17 protein-coding genes are annotated in these 18,583 nt (G+C 70.1%); 8 read left to right on the top strand and 9 right to left on the bottom strand.

Going from position 1 to position 18,583, the window contains the following annotated elements; genetic code table 11:
- Positions 1 to 26 precede the first annotated feature (26 nt).
- Together AB3X07_RS13620 and epmB are read right to left on the bottom strand one after the other, a co-directional pair.
- Positions 27 to 1,055, bottom strand: coding sequence for a glycoside hydrolase family 43 protein (locus AB3X07_RS13620; protein WP_369939136.1), 1,029 nt, complete (start codon positions 1,053 to 1,055; stop codon positions 27 to 29).
- Positions 1,056 to 1,324: 269 nt separating this feature from the next.
- The gene (gene epmB / locus AB3X07_RS13615; protein WP_369939135.1) at positions 1,325 to 2,356 is read right to left on the bottom strand and encodes an EF-P beta-lysylation protein EpmB; all 1,032 of its coding nucleotides are present in this window, start codon (positions 2,354 to 2,356) and stop codon (positions 1,325 to 1,327) included.
- Positions 2,357 to 2,457: 101 nt separating this feature from the next.
- Between epmB and efp the strand changes: the two genes are divergently transcribed.
- The 6 genes from efp (at position 2,458) to AB3X07_RS13585 (ending at position 7,379) form a co-directional block, all read left to right on the top strand.
- Positions 2,458 to 3,024, top strand: coding sequence for an elongation factor P (efp, locus tag AB3X07_RS13610; RefSeq protein WP_369939134.1), 567 nt, complete (start codon positions 2,458 to 2,460; stop codon positions 3,022 to 3,024).
- Between the two features lie 139 nt (positions 3,025 to 3,163).
- Entirely contained in the window at positions 3,164 to 3,811 is a 648-nt protein-coding gene (locus AB3X07_RS13605) for a TMEM175 family protein (RefSeq protein WP_369939133.1), read from the top strand.
- A gap of 25 nt (positions 3,812 to 3,836) precedes the next feature.
- Positions 3,837 to 5,171 carry a TRZ/ATZ family hydrolase gene (locus AB3X07_RS13600; protein ID WP_369939131.1) on the top strand — a complete coding sequence of 445 codons (1,335 nt, stop codon included), beginning with the start codon at positions 3,837 to 3,839 and terminating at the stop codon, positions 5,169 to 5,171.
- 52 nt (positions 5,172 to 5,223) lie between these two features.
- A complete protein-coding gene (ubiG, locus tag AB3X07_RS13595) occupies positions 5,224 to 5,955 on the top strand; it encodes a bifunctional 2-polyprenyl-6-hydroxyphenol methylase/3-demethylubiquinol 3-O-methyltransferase UbiG (RefSeq protein ID WP_369939130.1) in 732 nt (243 codons plus the stop codon).
- Positions 5,945 to 6,655 (top strand): phosphoglycolate phosphatase, encoded by a 711-nt coding sequence (locus tag AB3X07_RS13590; protein ID WP_369939129.1) that lies wholly within the window; start codon positions 5,945 to 5,947, stop codon positions 6,653 to 6,655. The genes ubiG and AB3X07_RS13590 overlap by 11 nt, the downstream gene beginning before the upstream one ends.
- Positions 6,656 to 6,677: 22 nt before the next feature.
- Positions 6,678 to 7,379 (top strand): phytoene/squalene synthase family protein, encoded by a 702-nt coding sequence (locus AB3X07_RS13585; RefSeq protein ID WP_369939128.1) that lies wholly within the window; start codon positions 6,678 to 6,680, stop codon positions 7,377 to 7,379.
- A 31-nt stretch (positions 7,380 to 7,410) separates the two neighbouring features.
- Here the strand turns inward: AB3X07_RS13585 and AB3X07_RS13580 are convergent, their stop codons facing one another.
- The 4 genes from AB3X07_RS13580 to eat all read right to left on the bottom strand — a co-directional run bounded on the left by AB3X07_RS13580 (position 7,411) and on the right by eat (position 12,782).
- The gene (locus tag AB3X07_RS13580; protein ID WP_369939127.1) at positions 7,411 to 8,592 is read right to left on the bottom strand and encodes a putative acyl-CoA thioester hydrolase; all 1,182 of its coding nucleotides are present in this window, start codon (positions 8,590 to 8,592) and stop codon (positions 7,411 to 7,413) included.
- A 539-nt stretch (positions 8,593 to 9,131) separates the two neighbouring features.
- Positions 9,132 to 9,959 (bottom strand): ethanolamine ammonia-lyase subunit EutC, encoded by an 828-nt coding sequence (gene eutC, locus AB3X07_RS13575; protein ID WP_369939126.1) that lies wholly within the window; start codon positions 9,957 to 9,959, stop codon positions 9,132 to 9,134.
- An 11-nt stretch (positions 9,960 to 9,970) separates the two neighbouring features.
- Entirely contained in the window at positions 9,971 to 11,365 is a 1,395-nt protein-coding gene (locus AB3X07_RS13570; RefSeq protein WP_369939125.1) for an ethanolamine ammonia-lyase subunit EutB, read from the bottom strand.
- 49 nt (positions 11,366 to 11,414) lie between these two features.
- The gene (eat, locus tag AB3X07_RS13565; RefSeq protein ID WP_369939124.1) at positions 11,415 to 12,782 is read right to left on the bottom strand and encodes an ethanolamine permease; all 1,368 of its coding nucleotides are present in this window, start codon (positions 12,780 to 12,782) and stop codon (positions 11,415 to 11,417) included.
- A 645-nt stretch (positions 12,783 to 13,427) separates the two neighbouring features.
- Here eat and AB3X07_RS13560 point away from each other — a divergent pair.
- On the top strand, positions 13,428 to 14,351 hold the full coding sequence (locus AB3X07_RS13560) for an IS110 family transposase (RefSeq protein ID WP_369939123.1): 924 nt from the start codon (positions 13,428 to 13,430) through the stop codon (positions 14,349 to 14,351).
- A gap of 388 nt (positions 14,352 to 14,739) precedes the next feature.
- Here AB3X07_RS13560 and AB3X07_RS13555 read toward each other — a convergent pair whose 3' ends face one another.
- From AB3X07_RS13555 to yidD, 3 genes are read right to left on the bottom strand one after another with little or no spacing between them, the layout of a single operon-like run.
- Complete coding sequence (locus tag AB3X07_RS13555; RefSeq protein WP_369939122.1) at positions 14,740 to 15,600, bottom strand: M23 family metallopeptidase; 861 nt, start codon at positions 15,598 to 15,600, stop codon at positions 14,740 to 14,742.
- Positions 15,600 to 16,934 (bottom strand): dihydroorotase, encoded by a 1,335-nt coding sequence (locus tag AB3X07_RS13550; protein WP_369939121.1) that lies wholly within the window; start codon positions 16,932 to 16,934, stop codon positions 15,600 to 15,602. Before AB3X07_RS13550 ends, AB3X07_RS13555 begins: the two co-directional genes overlap by 1 nt.
- Positions 16,935 to 17,207 (bottom strand): membrane protein insertion efficiency factor YidD, encoded by a 273-nt coding sequence (gene yidD, locus AB3X07_RS13545; RefSeq protein ID WP_369944761.1) that lies wholly within the window; start codon positions 17,205 to 17,207, stop codon positions 16,935 to 16,937. It lies immediately after the preceding gene.
- Between the two features lie 115 nt (positions 17,208 to 17,322).
- Between yidD and dksA the strand changes: the two genes are divergently transcribed.
- Entirely contained in the window at positions 17,323 to 18,402 is a 1,080-nt protein-coding gene (gene dksA, locus AB3X07_RS13540; RefSeq protein ID WP_369939120.1) for an RNA polymerase-binding protein DksA, read from the top strand.
- Positions 18,403 to 18,583 lie beyond the last annotated feature (181 nt).

Raw genomic sequence — 18,583 nt, 5'->3', positions numbered from 1 at the left:
CGCTCCTACAGGAAAGCGGGGCAGCCTCAACGGACGGTATCGGGCGCCGACACCCCGGCCTCGGTCTGCACCACCGGCCGCATGGTGCCGTCGGCGTTGTAGTGCAGGTATTCGACCGTGACCGCGCGTCGGCCGATGGCGCCGTTCAAGTCGCCGATCGCCAGCGCCGCGTTGTGCAGGAACAGGTACCAGTGGCCCTTGAACTGCGCGATGCCCGGATGAATGGTGAAGCTGTACTTGCCCGAGCCGGTCAGTTCGCCGCGGTACGTCCATGGTCCGGTGATGGCCGGCGCGGTCGCGTAGGACACGTGCTCGTCGCGCTGGGTCTGCCGGTCCAGCGAGGCGTAGGTGAGGTAGTACAGGTCGCCGCGCTTGTGCAGCCACGGGCCCTCCTCGAAGTGCGGCGGGGTGATCTCGCGGATCGGCCCGTCCAGTTCGATCATGTTGGGCTTGAGCTTGGCCAGGTAGCACTGGCGGTTGCCCCAGGCGATCCAGGTGCTGCCATCGTCGTCGGTGAGCACGGTGGGGTCGATGTCCTCCCAACTGTGCGTGCCCTTGGGCGTCATCGCGTTGGTGATCAGCGCCGACCCACGCGCGTCCACGAACGGGCCGGTCGGTGTGTCCGCGACCGCGACCGCGATCGCCTTGCCCGGCTGGCTGGCGTCGTGTTCCACCGCGGCGTAGAAATAGAACTTGCCGTTCTTTTCTATCGCCTGGGACGCCCAGGCATCCTGCTTGGCCCACTTGAAATCCTTGACGTTCATGATCGGCGGATGCGCGGTCCAGGTCTTCATGTCCTGGGTCGAGTAGACCAGCCATTCGCGCATGGTGAACATCTCGTCGCGCTGCGCCTCGTCGTGGCCGACGTACAGGTAGAGCGTGTCGCCCACCACCAGCGGCGCGGGATCGGCGGTGAACCTGTCGCGGACGATCGGGTTGGCGCCAGGGGCCGGAGCGCGCTCCGCGGCCAGCGCGCCGGTGGCCAGTGCCGCGAGCAGCGCGGCGAGGCCGACGGACCAGGATCGTTGCCGCCACGTCATCATCGCGCTGTCCATCGACGTCTCCCTTGTTAGCGCTAGCATCACCGTCGGGAGCCTACCTCATGCAGTGCGCCATCGCAGGCGTGTCGTCTCGCGAAAAGCCCTTTTGTGGCGCACAGGTCTTCGAAGCGCCGCATGCGCGTCGTGTCGAGCGCTCCGGCAATGGAATGCCGATCCTATGTTCTTGAGTCGCCCGCGGTTGGTGCTGGCAGGCGTCTTCAGCGCGAGTGCCGGCGCCGCGTCGGCGGCGATCGCGCCGCGCACGCACCGCTGCGAGGCCGCCCCTACAGCGGGCGCTTGCCGGTGTCGCCGGGGAGTTCGCGCACCAGCTTGGGCACCAGATATCCGGACAGCCGCGCGGCCAGCGCCTGGTGCAGCGCGCGCGCGGTGGCATCGTCCACCTCGAAGTGGGCCACGCCCTCGACCCGATCCAACTGGTGCAGGTAGTACGGCAAGGCGCCGGCGGCGAAGCTGCGCTCGCTCAACGCGGCCAGCGCCTCCACGCTGTCGTTGACCCCGCGCAGCAGCACCGCCTGGTTCAGCACCTGCGCGCCGGCCGCGCGCAACTGCGCCAGCGCGGCATCCACATCGGCGTCGAATTCGTTGGCATGGTTGGCATGGATCACGAACGCCAGCGGCCAGGGCAGGGCGCGCAGCCAGGCCAGCAGCGGCGCATCCACGCGCTCGGGCAGCACCACCGGCAGGCGGCTGTGGATGCGCAGGCGCTTGAGGTGCGGCAGCGTGGCCAGCGCGTCGGTGAGTTCGGCCAGCTTGGGCGTGGCCAGCGAGAGCGGGTCGCCGCCGGACAGGATCACTTCGTCGATGTCGGGGTCCGCGGCGATCGCCGCCAACGCCGTGCGCCAGCCGTCGCGCGCGGCGGTTTCCTCGGCGTACGGGAAATGCCGGCGGAAGCAGTAACGGCAGTGCACCGCGCAACTGCCGGTGGCGACCAGCAGCGCGCGGCCGCGGTATTTCTGGATCACCCCGTCGGCCTTCTTGGCCGCCGCGTCGCCGACCGCGTCCAGCGCGAAGCCCGGCACCCGGCGCAGTTCGGCGTCCAGCGGCAGCACCTGGCGCAGCAGCGGATCGTGCGGGTCGCCATGGCGCATGCGCGCGACGAAGCCGCGCGGCACGCGCAGCGCGAAGTGCGTCGCAGCCTGTTCGGAGACGCCGAGCGCCTGTGCATCCAGACGCAGTGTCGCCAGCAGCTCGCGCGGGTCGCGCAGCGCGTCGCGCCACAACTGCTGCCAGCGCGGCGGGGCCAGGACGGCAGGGGACGGGGACGGCTGCATCGGGCGGGGGGCTGCGGTTATCATAGGCGGTCATACAACGAGGTCCCGCCGGGTGCGGCGGGGCTTTCCATTCTATCCGGCCGGCCGCCGAACGCGGCGGGTTTGCCTTACCCGAGGAGTTTCAGATGGCCAGCTACGGCATGAACGACGTCAAGACCGGGATGAAGATCCTGGTCAACAGCGAACCCGCGATCATCACCGAGACCGAATACGTCAAGCCCGGCAAGGGCCAGGCTTTCACCCGCATCAAGTACCGCTTCATCAAGTCCGGGCGCGTGGTCGAAATGACCATGAAGGCGACCGACAGCGTGGAAGCGGCCGACGTGGTCGATACCAACATGCAGTTCCTGTACGCCGACGGCGAGTACTGGCACTTCATGCAGCAGGAAACCTTCGAGCAGGTGCAGGCCGACAAGGCCGGCGTCGGCGACGCCGCCAAGTGGATCAAGGGCGAGGAGGATTGCGTGGTGACGCTGTGGAACGGCATCCCGATTCAGGTCACCCCGCCGAACTTCGTCGAACTGAAGATCGTCGAGACCGACCCGGGCGTGCGCGGCGACACCTCCGGCGGCGGCGGCAAGCCGGCCACGCTGGAAACCGGCGCGGTGGTGCGCGTGCCGCTGTTCGTCGGCCAGGACGAAGTGATCAAGGTCGATACCCGCTCGGGCGAGTACTTCTCGCGCGTCAAGTAAGTCCACGGCGGCGCGGCGCGGCGTTGCGACGCCGCCCGCCTGCCGGCGCGGGCCGGCGTCGCGCGCCCGCCATGCATGTGCAACGCCACGTCGCCGCATGGCGATGCCGCTCGATCCGCTTCCAGGAGCCCCCGCGACGATGAGCCACGCCGACAGCGCCGACGCCAAGTACCCGCACGACCGCGTCGTGTTCTTCAGCGATGCGGTGTTCGCCATCGCCATCACCCTGCTGGCGGTGGAGATCAAGGTCCCGGACCATGCGCAGATCGAGGCGGCCGGCAGCGTTCTGGCCGCGCTGCACCGGATGCTGCCGTTGTTCATCGGCTTCGCGGTCAGCTTCCTGGTCACCGCGCTGTTCTGGAAGTCGCACCTGCAGTTGTGCCGGAACATCCGCCAGTTCGACGACCGCCTGATCTGGCTCAACGTGCTGCAACTGATGCTGATCGGGCTGCTGCCGTTCTCCACCGCGCTGTATTCGGAGTACTTCGGCAGCCACCAGGCGTTCTCGGTGTATTGCGCGCACCTGGCCGCGATCGGCCTGGCCGCGTATTGGCTGCATGCCTACGCGGTGCGCAAGGAAGGCCTGGCGCAACGGCTGGGCCCGCTGCAGGCGCAGGCGATGAAGATGCGCGTGGCGGTCTCGCCGCTGGTGTTCGCGCTGTGCATTCCCGTGGGCATGGTGGCGCCCTGGCTGGGCCGCTTCGGCTTCCTGGCGGTGTTCCTGCTGCAGTGGGTGGTGATGCGCGTGTACCAGCGGCGCATCCGCCTGGCGCAGGCGGCACCGTGATCCTTCCCTTTCCCGAGCATCTGCGATGACCTCCCTCCCCGAATCCTGCGACCTGCTGATCGAAGCCGGCTACGTGGTCCCGATCGAGCCGCATGCGGTGGTGCTGGAAGACCACGCGGTGGCGGTGCGCGGCAGCGAGATCGTCGCGGTGCTGCCGACCGCGCAGGCGCGCACGCGCTTCGCCGCCGCGCGCACCGTCTCGCGTCCGGACGCCGCGCTGCTGCCCGGCCTGGTCAACGCGCATACCCACAACCCGATGACCCTGCTGCGCGGCATCGCCGACGACCTGCCGCTGATGGTGTGGCTGCAGCAGCACATCTGGCCGGTGGAGACCGCGGTGATCGGCCCGGAGTTCGTCGCCGACGGCACCGCGCTGGCGATCGCCGAGATGCTGCGCGGCGGCACCACCTGCGCCAACGAGAACTACTTCTTCGCCGACGTGCAGGCCGCGGTGTACAAGCAGCATGGCTTCCGCGCGCGGGTGGGCACGGTGATCATCGATTTCCCGACCGCCTGGGCCAAGACCGCCGACGAGTACTTCGAACGCGCCTGCGAGGTGCACGACCAGTGGCGCGACGATCCGCTGATCGGCATCGCCTTCGCGCCGCACGCGCCGTACACGGTCAACGACGCCAACTTCGAGCGGGTGCGGATGCTGTCCGACCAGTTGGACGTGCCGGTGCACCTGCACACCCACGAGACCGCGCAGGAGATCGCCGACTCGCTCAAGCATTACGGGCAGCGCCCGCTGGCGCGGCTGGACCGGCTGGGCCTGGTCAACGACCGCCTGATCGCGGTGCACATGACCCAGCTCACCGACGCGGAGATCCACCTGTGCGCCGAGCGCGGGGTCAGCGTGGTGCATTGCCCCGAATCCAACCTCAAGCTCGCCTCCGGCTTCTGCCCGGCCTGCGCGCTGCAGCGCGCGGGCGTGAACCTGGCGATCGGCACCGACGGCTGCGCCAGCAACAACGACCTGGACATGTTCAGCGAGAACCGCACCGCGGCGATCCTGGCCAAGGCGGTGGCCAACGACGCCACCGCGCTGGACGCGGCCAGCACGCTGCGCGCGGCCACCCTCGGCGGCGCGCGCGCGCTGGGCTTCGGCGAGAAGATCGGCTCGATCGAGGTCGGCAAGCAGGCCGACCTGATCTGCGTGGACCTGTCGGCGCTGGAGACCCAGCCGCTGCACAACGTGCTCTCGCAACTGGTGTACGCCGCCGGCCGGCAGCAGGTCAGCGACGTGTGGATCGCCGGCCAGCGCAAGCTCGAGCAGCGCGTGCTGGTGGACATGGACACCGAGGCGCTGGTCGCCAACGCGCGCGAATGGCGCGAGCGCATCCGCAGCGTGCACGCCTGATCCGTTCCACCGCCGCGCCGCGTCCCGCGCGCGGCCCAACCGAGATGCCGCCATGACCGCTTCCGCTCCCTCCGCCAACTTCGATCAGGCCGAACTGGACAAGTTCGGCGCCCTGGCCACCCGCTGGTGGGACGCCGACGGCCCGCAGAAGCCGTTGCACGCGCTGAATCCGGTGCGCCTGCGCTACGTCGCCGAGCGCGTGCCGCTGCGCGGCGCCAGCGTGCTCGACGTGGGCTGCGGCGGCGGCCTGCTCAGCGAGGCGCTGGCCAAGGAGGGCGCGCAGGTCACCGCGATCGACCTGGCTCCGGAGCTGGTCAAGGTGGCGCGGCTGCACCAGCTCGAATCGGGCGTGCAGGTCGATTACCGCGTGCAGTCGGTGGAGGACCTGGCGGCCGAAGCGCCCGCCAGTTTCGACGCGATCACCTGCATGGAGATGCTCGAGCACGTGCCCGATCCGGCGGCAATCATTCGCGCCTGCGCGACCCTGCTCAAGCCCGGCGGCCAGCTGTTCCTGTCCACGCTCAACCGCACCCCGGCCGCGTTCGCGCTGGCCATCGTGGGCGCCGAATACGTGGCGCGGCTGCTGCCCACCGGCACCCACCGCTACCAGGACTTCATCAAGCCGGCCGAACTGGCGGCGTGGCTGCGCCAGGCCGAGCTGCAGCTGCACGACGTCAGCGGCATGCTGTACGAGCCGTGGCGCAATCGCGCGCGGCTGAGCACGCGTACCGAGGTCAACTATCTGGCGTGTGCGGTGAAGCCGGGAATCGGGAATGGCGAATAGGGAATCGGAGCAGCCGGCGCGCGGACGGTTTCCGCGCGCGGTGCTGTTCGATCTGGACGGCACCTTGCTGGACAGCGCGCCGGACCTGCTGGCCGCGGCCAATGCGCTGCTGGCCGAACGCGGGCGCGATGCGCTGACCCTGGAACAGCTGCGCCCTGTGGTGTCCAAGGGGGCGCGGGCGATGCTGGCCGTTGGGTTTCCCGAGCTGTCTGCGGTCGCGCGCGATGCGCTGATCCCCGAGTTCCTGCGCCACTACGCGGTCCTGATCGGCCGCCATTCGCAGCCGTTCGATGGCGTCGCGGCCTTGCTGCAGCGTCTGGACGATGCCGGCTGCGTGTGGGGCATCGTCACCAACAAACCCGAGTATCTGGCGCAGGCGATCCTGCCGCAGCTGGGCTGGGAGCGGCGCTGCGCGGTGCTGATCGGCGGCGATACGCTGACCGAGCGCAAGCCGCACCCCATGCCGCTGCAGGTCGCCGCGCAGCGCATCGGCGTGCCGCCGGCGCGGATCGCCTACGTCGGCGACGACGAACGCGACATCCTCGCCGCGCGCGCCGCCGGCATGGCCTCGGTGGCGGCGCTGTGGGGCTATCGCCCGGACGGCGACGACCCGCTGGCCTGGCGCGCCGATGCCATGGTCGCCGCGCCGGCCGACCTGCTCGACGCCGGCGCCTGGCCCGTCGCGCCGCGGCACCCATGAACGTCCGGAGTCGCACGATCGCATGAGCAGTACCTCCGCCCTGGATGCCTTCCTCGACAAATGGCGCAGCCGCTGGCCGGAATGGACGGTGGCCGAACCCTTCGTGCCGGCGGCGCAGCGCACGCGCGCGGTGGCGTGGTTCGCGCTGCTGCAGGAGTTCGACGACATCCTCAACATCGCCGGCGATCCGCTGCCGGCCGACGCCAAGCTGGCGTGGTGGGGCGAGGAATTGCGCAGTTGGGCCGGACAACGTTCGCGGCATCCGTTGGGACGGGTGCTGGAACCGGTGGCCGCGCCCTGGGCGCAGCTCGCCGACGCCTTGCCGGGGCTGCTCGCCTCGCGTGCGGCCGCGGCCGATCCCGCACATGCCTACGAGCGCCTGGAGGCGTTCGCGCTGGCCGCCGCGCAGGTCGAATGCGCGGTGTTCGAGGGTCAGCGCGATGCGGCGATGGCGCTGGCCACGCAGGTGCTGGCGCAGCGGCTGGCCGATGCCGGCATCGCCGCGGTGCCGCTGTCGTTGCGCGGCGGCGACCAGGCGCAGGCCACGCAACGCTGGGCGCAGGCCTTGTTGCAGCGCTGGCCGCGGCGCGTGGCTGGGCCACGGCCGCGGCGCATCCTGTCGGCCTTGGCGCGTGCGCGCATCGCGCAACAGGCGCGCGCGGTGCGCGCACCGCCGAATGCGATGGCGACTGTGTGGCGCGCCTGGTGGGCCGGCGTGGGCTGAGCGCCGAGCACGGCCGATCCCGGCGCGCGGCTCAGTCGGCGCTGCCGGCGCCGCTGTTGGCGTACTCGTAGAAGCGGTTGGCCGATTGCGTGCAGCCGCTGCTGCAATACGGGCGGCCGATCGTGGACGCGTTCCATGGCGCGCTCTTGCGGAGGTGCGCGCCCAGGGTGGACTCGCGGATCACCACCTTGCCGTTGGGCGAACTGCCGTTGACGTAGTTGGACAGGCTGCCGACGCTCTCGTCCCAGGCGCGGCCCAGGAACACCGTATTCGCCGACGGGCCGCCGACCGCGTCGAAGGTGCTGGCGAAGGCCAGGAAGCCATAGCCGCTGCCGGGCCGGGTGCTGGGCGCGAAGATCACCCCGCCGTTGCCGGCGCCGCGGCGCGCGGCGGTGTAGCGGATGGTGCTGCCGGAGAACACGGCCACGCCCGAGCCGAAGATGAAGTCGGTGTCGCCCTCGATGCTGCCGCCCTTGAAGAACGCGCGGATCACCGTGTTGGCGCTGCCCGCGCTGACCAGCAAGGTGTCCTGGTTGCCGGTGAGCGCCACGTTCTCCAGCACCGCCTTGTCGCCGCGCAGCGCCAGCGCCACCGCCGACTGGTTGCTGCCGGCGTAGGTGTCCTCGACGTAGCTGTTGACGATCGCCAGGTTGCGCGCCTGGAACTGCGCCGCGCGCACGGTGACGGTGCCGCTGTCGGAGGTGCCCACGGTGGTGCTGGACGCGTTGCTGGCGCAGGGGTGGGTGGCGCTGCCGCTGGGTTTGGGCGTCGGGTTGGCGTTGCCGAAGCTGATGGTGGTGGCGGCCGGCGCGCTGCCCAGGCCGAACAGGGTGATCGGCGGTGCCGCTGCGGGCACGCAGACGATTTCCTTGTAAGTGCCGGGCTTGACGCTGATGTAGCGCCGCATCGTGCCGCCGGCCGCGACCGCGGCATCGACCGCGGCCTGCACGCTGCGGTAGCGCGTGGAGCCGTCGGCGGCCACCGCGTAATCGGCGGTGAGCAGGGCGACGCCGGCGCTCGGGTTCCAGTTGTCGGTGGTCAGCGCGCCGATGGTGCCGGCCTGGGCCAGGTGCTTGGCGACGGTCTGGTTGGCCGCTTCCGAACTGGTCAATTGCGGCCTGGAGGCGGTACCGGTCAGCGCCCAGGCGGTGGCGATGGCGCCGCCGGCGAGGGCGAGGGTGGCGGGGATCTGGAACCAGCGCGATACGGTCATGGCGGTGTGCTCTCGTTGGGGATGGGACCTGCTACGCCCCAGCGGCGCCGTCGTCGACACCGGATTGATACCGGTGTCATTCACTGGCCGCAGAGGCGCGATCGGTGGCCATGGCGTGGCCGGCGCGAATGCTAGGCGCGCGGCAGTGCGCTGCCGTTCGATACCGAAGCCAAATGCAGGTTGTGTCGGGGCGATCACGGTTTGCCTCTGGGCGTGGCACATCCGCTGTCCTCGTCGGCGAGGCTTGTGTGATCGGTTGCGGAGCTTGATCGGAACCGCATCCCAGGCAGGTCGGCGGCATCATGCGCAACTCGCGCACGCTGCTGCGTTGCGCCACGGCGCTGCGCGACGCGTGATGGGATGAGGCCACCTTGGGGCCGATAGCCTCGATGCCGCCAGCGCTGCTCAGTGCGCGTTACCGAAGCGGCGCCGCGTGCAGTGCCGAGGCTTGCCCGGGCCGCTGGTGGCGGACGCCGACGTGCTTGCGTCGTCGATGCCGGTCGCGCGGACGGGCAGGGCACGGTCGCTGCAGACGCGGCTTACTCCGTGATCAGGAAATTGCCCAGCGGCTTGCGCGGCGGCGCGTCTTCGGCCGACAGCGCCGGGGTGTCGGCCTGGTCCTTCAACTGCACGCCGGAGAGTTGCCGCCGGCACGCCTCGCGCATCAGCCAGGCCAGCTTGTGCGCGGCCTGCGCATAGCTCAGGCCGGCCTCGCGCACATTGGAGATGCAGTTGCGGCAGGCGTCGTTGAGGCCTACGCGCGGGGCGTAGGTGAAGTACAGGCCGAGGCTGTCCGGCGAACTGAGGCCGGGGCGCTCGCCGATCAACACCACGCTCATGCGCGCGCCCAGCAGTTCGCCGATCTCGTCGCCGATCGCCACACGCCCCTGTTCGACCAGCGCCACCGGCGCCAGGGTCCAGCCTTCGGCCGCGGCCAGCGCGTCGATGCGTTCCAGCATCGGCGCGGCGTGGCGATGCACCGCCAGCGCCGACAGGCCGTCGGCCACCACCACGGCCAGGTCGTAGCTGCGGCGTTGCATGGCGATGCGGCCGCGCAGCTCGCCGGCCGCGTCCTCGCTCAGCCGGCGGCCCAGGTCGGGCCGTTGCAGGTAGACATGGCGGTCGGCCGCGGCGCTGCGCAGCGCGACGTGATCGCGGCCGCGCGCGTCCAGCGCGGCAATCAGCGGCGCCGGATCGAAGCGCAGGTGCACCGCGTCGCGCGCCTGCGCATGCGCGAACTGGAAGTCCAGTTGCGCCGCGGTCGGCAGGCTGGTGCCGGTGCGGCCCAGGGCGATGCGCGCCGGGGTCAGCCGGCGCAGTGCGGCCCAGGGGTCGGCGCGGGAAGGACGTTCGCTGTCGTCGTGCATGCGCGGCCCGCTCAGCTCAGTTGTGCCAGCGCACGCCGGAACGCCGCCGGCGGCTCGTGGCCGAGGCGGAAGCGGCCGTCGTCCAGGCGCAGAATGTCCAGCCGTTCCAGCCACGCCTCGAACTCCGGCGCCGGACGCAGCCCCAGCGCCTGGCGCGCGTACAGCGCATCGTGGAACGAGGTGGTCTGGTAGTTGAGCATCACGTCGTCGGAGCCGGGGATGCCCATGATGAAGTTGATCCCGGCGGTGCCGAGCAGGGTCAGCAGTACGTCCATGTCGTCCTGGTCGGCTTCGGCATGGTTGGTGTAGCAGATGTCGCAGCCCATCGGCACGCCGAGCAGCTTGCCGCAGAAATGATCCTCCAGGCCTGCGCGGATGATCTGCTTGCCGTCGTACAGGTATTCGGGGCCGATGAAGCCGACCACGGTGTTGACCAGCAGCGGCTTGAAGCGGCGCGCCACCGCGTAGGCGCGCACCTCGCAGGTCTGCTGGTCCACGCCGTGGTGCGCGTCGGCCGACAGCGCGCTGCCCTGGCCAGTCTCGAAATACATCACGTTGTCGCCGACGCTGCCGCGCTTGAGGCTTAGCCCGGCCTCGTAGCCCTCCTGCAGCAGCGCCAGATCGATGCCGAAACTGGCGTTGGCCTGCTGCGTGCCGGCGATGGACTGGAACACCAGGTCCAGCGGCACGCCGCGTTCGATCGCCTCGATCGAGGTGGTGACGTGGGTCAGCACGCAGGCCTGGGTCGGGATCTGGTAGCCGGCGATCACCGCGTCGAGCATCTTCAGCAGTTCGCAGATGGTCTGGGTGTTGTCGTTGGCCGGATTGATCCCGATCACCGCATCGCCGTTGGCGTACAGCAGCCCGTCGAGCACGCTGGCGGCGATGCCGGCCAGGTCGTCGGTGGGGTGGTTGGGTTGCAAACGCGTGGACAGCCGCCCGCGCAGCCCCAGCGTGTTGCGGAACGCGGTGACCACGCGGATCTTCTGCGCCACCAGCACCAGGTCCTGGATGCGCATCAGCTTGGACACCGCGGCGGCCATCTCCGGGGTCAGGCCCGGCGCGAGTGCCGCCAGCGCGGCCGCGTCGGCCGCCTCGCTCAGCAACCAGTCGCGGAAGTCACCGACGGTGAGATGCGCCACCGGCGCGAACGCGGCCGCGTCGTGGCTGTCCACGATCAGCCGGGTCACCTCGTCGTCCTCGTAGGGAATCACCGCCTCGTGCAGGAAGTGCCGCAGCGGCAGCTCGGCCAGCGCCATCTGCGCCGCCACCCGCTGCGGTTCGCTGGCCGCGGCCAGCCCGGCCAGGCGGTCGCCCGAGCGGGCCGGGGTGGCCTTGGCCAGCAGGTCCTTGAGGTCGTCGAAGCGCCAGGTCTGGCCGCCGACGCTGTGTGCGAAACCGCTCATGTCGGAGTCTCCTGCGGGCGCCCGCGCGCGGCGAGCGCCGTGTCGTCGCTCATGCCTCGCCGCGGGCCGCGGCGGCGACCGCGCCGCCGTTGCCGCGCAGGCTCAGCGCGCAGCAACCCGCGCCGAGCAGCATCAGGCCCAGGAACAGCAACGCCAGCAGCGCGTTGAACCACACCATCGCCGCCAGGCACACCAGCGCCAGCAGCAGCGCCAGCGCCGGCACCAGTGGATAGCCTGGCGCGCGGTAGCTGCGCGCCAGCTGCGGCTCGGCGCGGCGCAGCTTGAACAGGCTGAGCATGCTCATGATGTACATGACGATCGCGCCGAACACCGATAGGGTGATCATCGCCGCGGTCAGCGACATGCCCTGTACCTGCACCAGGCCGTCGCTGTAGATCGCCGCCACGCCGACCACGCCGCCGGCCAGGATCGCGCGGTGCGGGGTGCGGAAGCGCGACAGCTTGGCCAGGCCGTGCGGCAGGAAACCGGCGCGCGCCAGCGCGAAGAACTGCCGCGAATAGCCCAGGATGATGCCGTGGAAGCTGGCCACCAGGCCGAACAGGCCGATCCACACCAGCATGTGCAGCCAGGTCGAGTTGTGCCCGACCACCGCCTTCATCGCCTGCGGCAATGGATCGTTGATGTTGGACAGGGCGCGCCAGTCGCCGACGCCGCCGGCCATGATCATCACCCCGAACGCCAGCGTCACCAGGGTCAGGATGCCGGCGATGTAGGCGCGCGGGATGGTGCGGCGGGGATCCTTGGCTTCCTCGGCGGCCATCGCCGCGCCCTCGATCGCCAGGAAGAACCAGATCGCGAACGGGATCGCGGCGAAGATGCCGCCGATCGCCGCCACGCTGAACGTGTCCGACCCGGCCCAGCCGCCGCGCACGAAGTTGGCCACGCTGAAGCCCGGCGCGACCACGCCCATGAACACCAGCAGCTCGATCACCGCCAGCACCGTCACGATCAGTTCGAAGGTGGCGGCGATGCCGACGCCGAGGATGTTCAAGGTCATGAAGACCGCATAGGCGCCGACCGCGGCCAGGCGCGGGTCCAGGGTCGGGAACTGCACGTTGAGGTAGGCGCCGATCGCCATCGCGATCGCCGGCGGCGCGAACACGAACTCGATCAGCGTGGCGATGCCGGCGATCATCCCGCCGGCGGTGCCGAACGCGCGCAGGCTGTAGGCGAACGGACCGCCGGCGTTGGGGATGGCGGTGGTCAGTTCGGTGAAGCTGAAGATGAAACAGGTGTACATCACCGCCACCAGGAGCGTGGTGACCAGCAAGCCGAGCGTGCCGGCGGCGCCCCAGCCGTAGCTCCAGCCGAAGTATTCGCCGGAGATCACCAGGCCCACGGCGATGCCCCACAGGTGCAGGGTGCCGAGGGTGGGTTTGAGCTTGTCGATCGTCATTGCGCACATCTCCTGGACGGGGGGAGGGAGAGCGAACGCCGCGGCGAACCACCGCGGGGACAGCGATTGCGCGTTGCGCGCCGTGGTCGGCGCGGGCGGCTGGTCGTGCTGGCCGCTTCAGCGGTTATACCGCAAAGCAGCATGGCAACGGCGGTTCGGTCCGCAGCCGCATCTGTTGACGATGGATCGTTGCGGCGCTGTCCTCGGCGGCGGATTTCAGGGCCGTCAGGTCGGTGCGGGATGGGTGACGCCGTGGTGGCGCGGACGCGCCGAGGGAGGCAGACATGGTAGGTCGGCGCTGTGCTCGGCGGCGGATTTCAGGCCCGTCAGGCCGGTGCGGGATGGGCGACAACGTGGTGACGCGGACGCGCGGAGGGAGACCAACATGGCACGTCGGGAAGGACGCTGTCTGTCGCGGCTGAAGCCGCTTGTGTCTTACTAGGCTTTATCGTTGTAGGTGAGAGCGGAGTGCGGCAGGCCGTTTAGCCGCAGTGCCAAACGAGCACGAGTAGGAGTCAGTGCCGCCGCACTCCGTTTCTCCTGCCTGATAAGCCCGAACAGTTGCCCGAGCCGCGAACTCGAACCTCACAAGCGTGGGCATCGGCAGGAGCGCTCTCGTCCCTGAGTCTACTGCGGAGAACGTCTATGCGGCGCTTTGTCGGAATCGATGTGGCCAAGGCCGAACTGGTCATCCATGTGCAGCCGGACGGACTGGCCTGGACCCAGCCCAACACGCTGCAAGGACGGCGTGAGTTGGTCCAGCGTCTGTCCACGATGGCTTGTGAGCGGATCGTGTTGGAAGCCAGCGGCGGCTATGAGACGGCGGTGCTGCGGGCTCTGCGCCAGGCCGACCTGCCGGCGGTGCGCATGTCTGCCCAGCGCCCGCGTGCGTTGGCCAACGCACTGGGCCTGCATGCCAAGACCGACGCCCTGGACGCGCGGCTGCTGGCCATCGCGGCTGAGCACATCCCGACCACGCCCACGACCGTGCTGCCAGAGCACCTGCAGCAGCTACGCGAACTGCTCGACCTGCGCACCACCGTGGTCGGCCAGCGCGATGCCCACCGGCGCCGCCTGGATCACATCACCAGTCCCGACGTGCGCCACCAGTGCGAGCGGGTCATCGCCCTGATGAATCAACAGATCCGGGCGCTGGACCGGCAGGTCGAGCAACAGGCCAGAACATGTTCGACCCTGCCAAAGGTCCCTGGGGTCGGAGCGATCCTGCGCGCCACCCTGGCCGCACGGCTGCCGGAACTGGGAACGCTGCCGCCGCGCAAGCTCGCCGCCCTGGTCGGGCTGGCCCCGTTCAATCGCGACAGCGGTGGCTGGAAAGGCCAACGCCGCATCACCGGCGGACGCGCCGACGTGCGACGGGTCCTGTACATGGCCACCTGGGCCTCCATCCGCGCCGGCTCCCCCTTAGCCAACACCTATGCACGCCTGAAGGCAGCAGTCAAGCCGTCCAAGGTCGCCATCGTCGCTTGCATGCACAAGTTCCTGCGCTGGCTCAATGCCATCGCACGCGATCAGACCTCCTACGCGCCCCCGGTCATCGCTGCTGCATGACAGTTGACTCCTACATAAGACAGAAGACGCACGGCGTAGCGGATGCTGTAGGAGCGGCTTCAGCCGCGACCCATGTCCGAAACCAGAAGGCTCGCCGCTGCGCCGGCAACGACCGAAGCCGTTTCTGCAGAAACGACGAGCGCGCCTTCGACCCTCGCGGGAGCGACTTCAGTCGCGACGGGCTTTACCGGAAAGGCGCGTCGCGACTGAAGTCGCTCCCATAAAAAGCAGTCGCGCGCTACCCCAGGCGAACCGCCAGACGCTTACTTCGTGCGCTCAAGTACCAGCAGTGGATCGACGCGCACGTCGAACCGCGCCAGAGAGTGCATCGGTGATCGTTGATGAAGAACGCGCCGCCGCGCGCCACTGCGGGCGAACCGCCAGGCTGTTACTTGGTTCGCTCCAGCACCAGCAACGGATCGACGCGCACGTCGAACCAGTTCATCCCCCAATGCAGATGCGGCCCGGTCGCGCGGCCGGTGGCGCCGACCGCGCCGATCACCTGGCCCTGGGCGATGCGGTCGCCGACCTTCACGTCCACCCGCGACAGATGCAGGAAGTTCGAGCTGACCCCGTAGCCGTGGTCGAGCAGCACCGTGCCGCCGGTGAGGTACAGGTCCGGCGCGGCGAAGGCGACCACGCCCGCCGCCGGCGCCTTGACCGGGGTGCCGGTGGGCACGGCGATGTCCATGCCCGAATGGCCGGAGCCGGCTTGCCCGTTGTACATGCGGGCATTGCCGAAGCGGCCGCTGATCCGGCCCTGCACCGGCCAGAGGAAGGGCGCGGCGAAATCGGTGCGGTCGTCGTCGCGGTCGCGCGCGGCGGTGACCTGGGCCTGCTCGCGCTTGATCCGCTCGGCGATCGCCGGCGGCGGGTTGACCGTCTTCGGCGGCACGCCGTTGACCCGTTCGATCGGCCAGTCGCGCGGGGTCACCGCGATGGCGATGTCCTCGCTGCGACCGTCCGCGTGCTGCACCACGATCCGCAGCGGGCCGCGTTCGTCGCGGCCGATGCCGAACACCACGCTGCCGTAGCCGCTGACCCGCAAGGTGCGCCCGCCGTACTGCACGCGGCTGCCCGGCGCCACCTTGCCGATCACCAGTGCGCCCTGCGAGGCGCTGGCCGGGAACACGCTGCGCGCGTCGGCGCTGGCGGTGGTCCCGGTCTGCGCCTGCAGCGGCGGCGCGCCCATGGCCGACGCCAACAGCCCGAGCGCCAGCGCGGCGCCCGGCAGCCGTGCGCGCCGCATCAGCGGTCGAACGCCAGGCGCTGCCCGTTCGGGCCGCCGACCAGGCGCGTGCCGTCCCAGGCCAGCGCGCCGTTGATCCAGGTCGCGGCGATCTTCGAGCGGAACGTGCGGCCCTCGAACGGCGACCAGCCGCACTTGGACAGGATGTCCTCGCGGCGCACGGTGAACGGCGTGTCGTCGATCAGCACCAGGTCGGCGTGGTAGCCCTCGCGCAGGAAGCCGCGCTGCTGCACGTCGAACAGCAGCGCCGGGGCGTGCGCGAACTTGTGCACCACCTGGGCCACGCTGAGCCGGCCCTCGTGCACCAGCTCCAGCGCCGCGACCAGCGCGTACTGCACCAGCGGCAGGCCCGACGGCGCCTGCGCGTAGGGCTTGCTCTTCTCTTCCCAGGTGTGCGGCGCGTGGTCGGTGGCGAGCACGTCGATCACGTCCTCGGCCAGCGCGCGGATCAGCGCCTCGCGGTCGCTGGCGTCCTTGATCGCCGGGTTGCATTTGATCAGGTTGCCGAGCGTGGCGTAGTCCGCGCGGTCGAAGCGCAGGAAATGGATGCAGGTCTCGGCGGTGATGCGCTTGCCCTGGATCGGGCCGGGCGTAAACAGCGCCAGCTCGTCGGCGGTGGAGATGTGCAGCACGTGCAGGCGGGTGCCGTGCTTCTTCGCCAGCGACACCGCCAACTGCGAGGACTTCAGGCAGGCCTCGCGCGAGCGGATGTCCGGGTGCATGTCCGGGGTCAGCGCGTCGCCGTACCTTTCCTTGAACGCGGCCAGGGTCGCGTCGATGGTCGGCGTGTCTTCGCAATGGGTGATGATCGGGGTCGGCGCGTCGCGGAAGATCGCGTCCAGGGTCTGCGGGTTGTCGACCAGCATGTTGCCGGTGGAGGCGCCCATGAACACCTTGATGCCGGGCGCGGTCTTCGGATCCAGGGTCTGGATCGCGGCCAGGTTGTCGTTGCTCGCGCCCAGGTAGAACCCGTAGTTGCCCCAGGCGCGGCCGGCCGCGGCGTCGTACTTGGCCTGCAGCGCGGCCGCGTCGAGCGTCGGTGGGTTGGTGTTGGGCATGTCCATGAAGCTGGTCAGGCCGCCGGCCACCGCCGCCGCCGATTCGCTGGCGATGTCGCCCTTGTGGGTCAGGCCGGGTTCGCGGAAGTGCACCTGGTCGTCGATCATGCCGGGCAGCAGCCAGCGCCCGGCGGCGTCGACCACGGTCTCGCCGTCGCGCGCGGCCAACTGCGGGGCGATCGCGGCGATGCGGCCGTCGGCGATGCGCAGGTCGCCCTGGGTTTCGCGGCCTTCGTTGACCAGGCGGGCGTTGACGATGAGGGTGGAGGCGGACATTCAGTGTTTTCCTGGGCAGCGGCAGGCCGGCGGCGCCGATGGATCGGGCACCGGGTCGAACCCGCCGGGATGGAAGGGGTGGCAGCGGCCGACGCGGCGGGCGGCCATCCAGCCGCCACGCAAGGCGCCGTAGCGGGCGAGCGCGGTGACCGCATAGGCCGAGCAACTCGGCACGAAACGGCAGCGCGGCCCCAGCAGGGGGCTGATGAAGCGCTGGTACAGGCGCAGCAAGGCGATGAGAACGCGGGCGATCACCCGACCATCATATGCCAGTTGCGCGACCGGCCGCCGTTCACTGGTGTGTACGCCGCGTGGTTGCCGCTGGGGGGCGGGTAGGCTATAAAGGCCCGCTTTCCCGGGCCCCGGGGAAACCAAGGAAGAGCGATTCGTGGCTGCTAAAAAACCTGCAAAGAAGGCCGTCAAGGCCGCCAAGAAGCCCGTCCCGCCCGTTGCCAAGAAGGCGACGGTGTCCGCTGCTGCCAAGTCGCTGAAGAAACCGGTGGCCAAGCCGGCAGCCAAGCCTGCGCCCGCCAAGAAGGCCCCGGCCAAGGTGGCGGCGAAGAAGCCGGCGCCCAAGCCGGCGGCCGCGCCCGCCAAGAAGGCCCAGGCCAAACCGGCCGCCAAGCCGGCGAAGGCCGCCGTCAAGCCGGCCGCCGTGCCCAAGCAGGCGGCAACGCCGGCCACGGCGGCGGTCAAGCAGGCCGCGTCCACGGCCAAGCAGAAGGCCGCCCCGGCCGTGTCCAAACCCGTTCCGAAGCCGGCCGCCAAGCCGGCGCCGGCCAAGTCTGTCCCGGCCAAGGCCGTCACGCCTGCCGCAGCCCCGGTGTCCGCACCGGTCGCCGCCAAGCCCGTCGCGCCCTCGGCCCCGCCACAAAAGAATCCCGTGTCCGTTTCGAAATCCTCCGCGAAAACCCCCACCAAGTCCGAATCCACCCCCAAGGCGCCGATCGCCAAGCCGACCGGCAAGGTCGCCGTCGCGGTGACCGCCAAGTCCAACACGCCCGCCAAGCCGGCCAAGTACCGGGTGGTCGAGTACAAGACCGACGAGGCCACCGGCCGCCCGATCCTGCCCAAGGGCTACAAGCCGGCCAGCGACGAGGAGTACATGAGCACGCTGCAGCAGGAGTACTTCCGCCAGCGCCTGCTCACCTGGCGCGCCGATCTGGTGGAGGAATCCAAGCAGACCATCGAGAACCTGCGCGACGAAGTCCGCGACATCGGCGACGAGGCCGAGCGCGCCACCCGCGAGACCGAGAACTCGCTGGAACTGCGCACCCGCGACCGCTACCGCAAGCTGATCGGCAAGATCGACAGCACGCTCAAGCGTCTGGATGCCGGCGATTACGGCTACTGCGTGGACACCGGCGAAGAGATCGGCCTGGAGCGCCTGGAGGCGCGCCTGACCGCCGAGCGCACCATCGATGCGCAGGAGCGTTGGGAGCACCTGCAGAAGCAGCAGGGCGACTGATCCGTCGCCGGCGTTTGCCGCAGCGATCGAAACAAGCCCCGCCATGTGCGGGGCTTTTTTGTGTCGGTCGGTGTCTCTGCTACAGGGGGCTGGAGCGAGCCGGCGTGCGATCGCGCTTGGAGTGCGGCGGGTCATATGGGGTGGCGGCGTTGATGCGTGCCCGCAACCCGACGGTGACCGT

It is taken from the genome of Xanthomonas sp. DAR 35659 (genome assembly GCF_041242975.1).
Taxonomy (GTDB): domain Bacteria; phylum Pseudomonadota; class Gammaproteobacteria; order Xanthomonadales; family Xanthomonadaceae; genus Xanthomonas_A; species Xanthomonas_A medicagonis.
The sequence above is the reverse complement of the archived record's forward strand: the minus strand, read 5'-3'. Positions and strand labels throughout refer to the sequence as shown.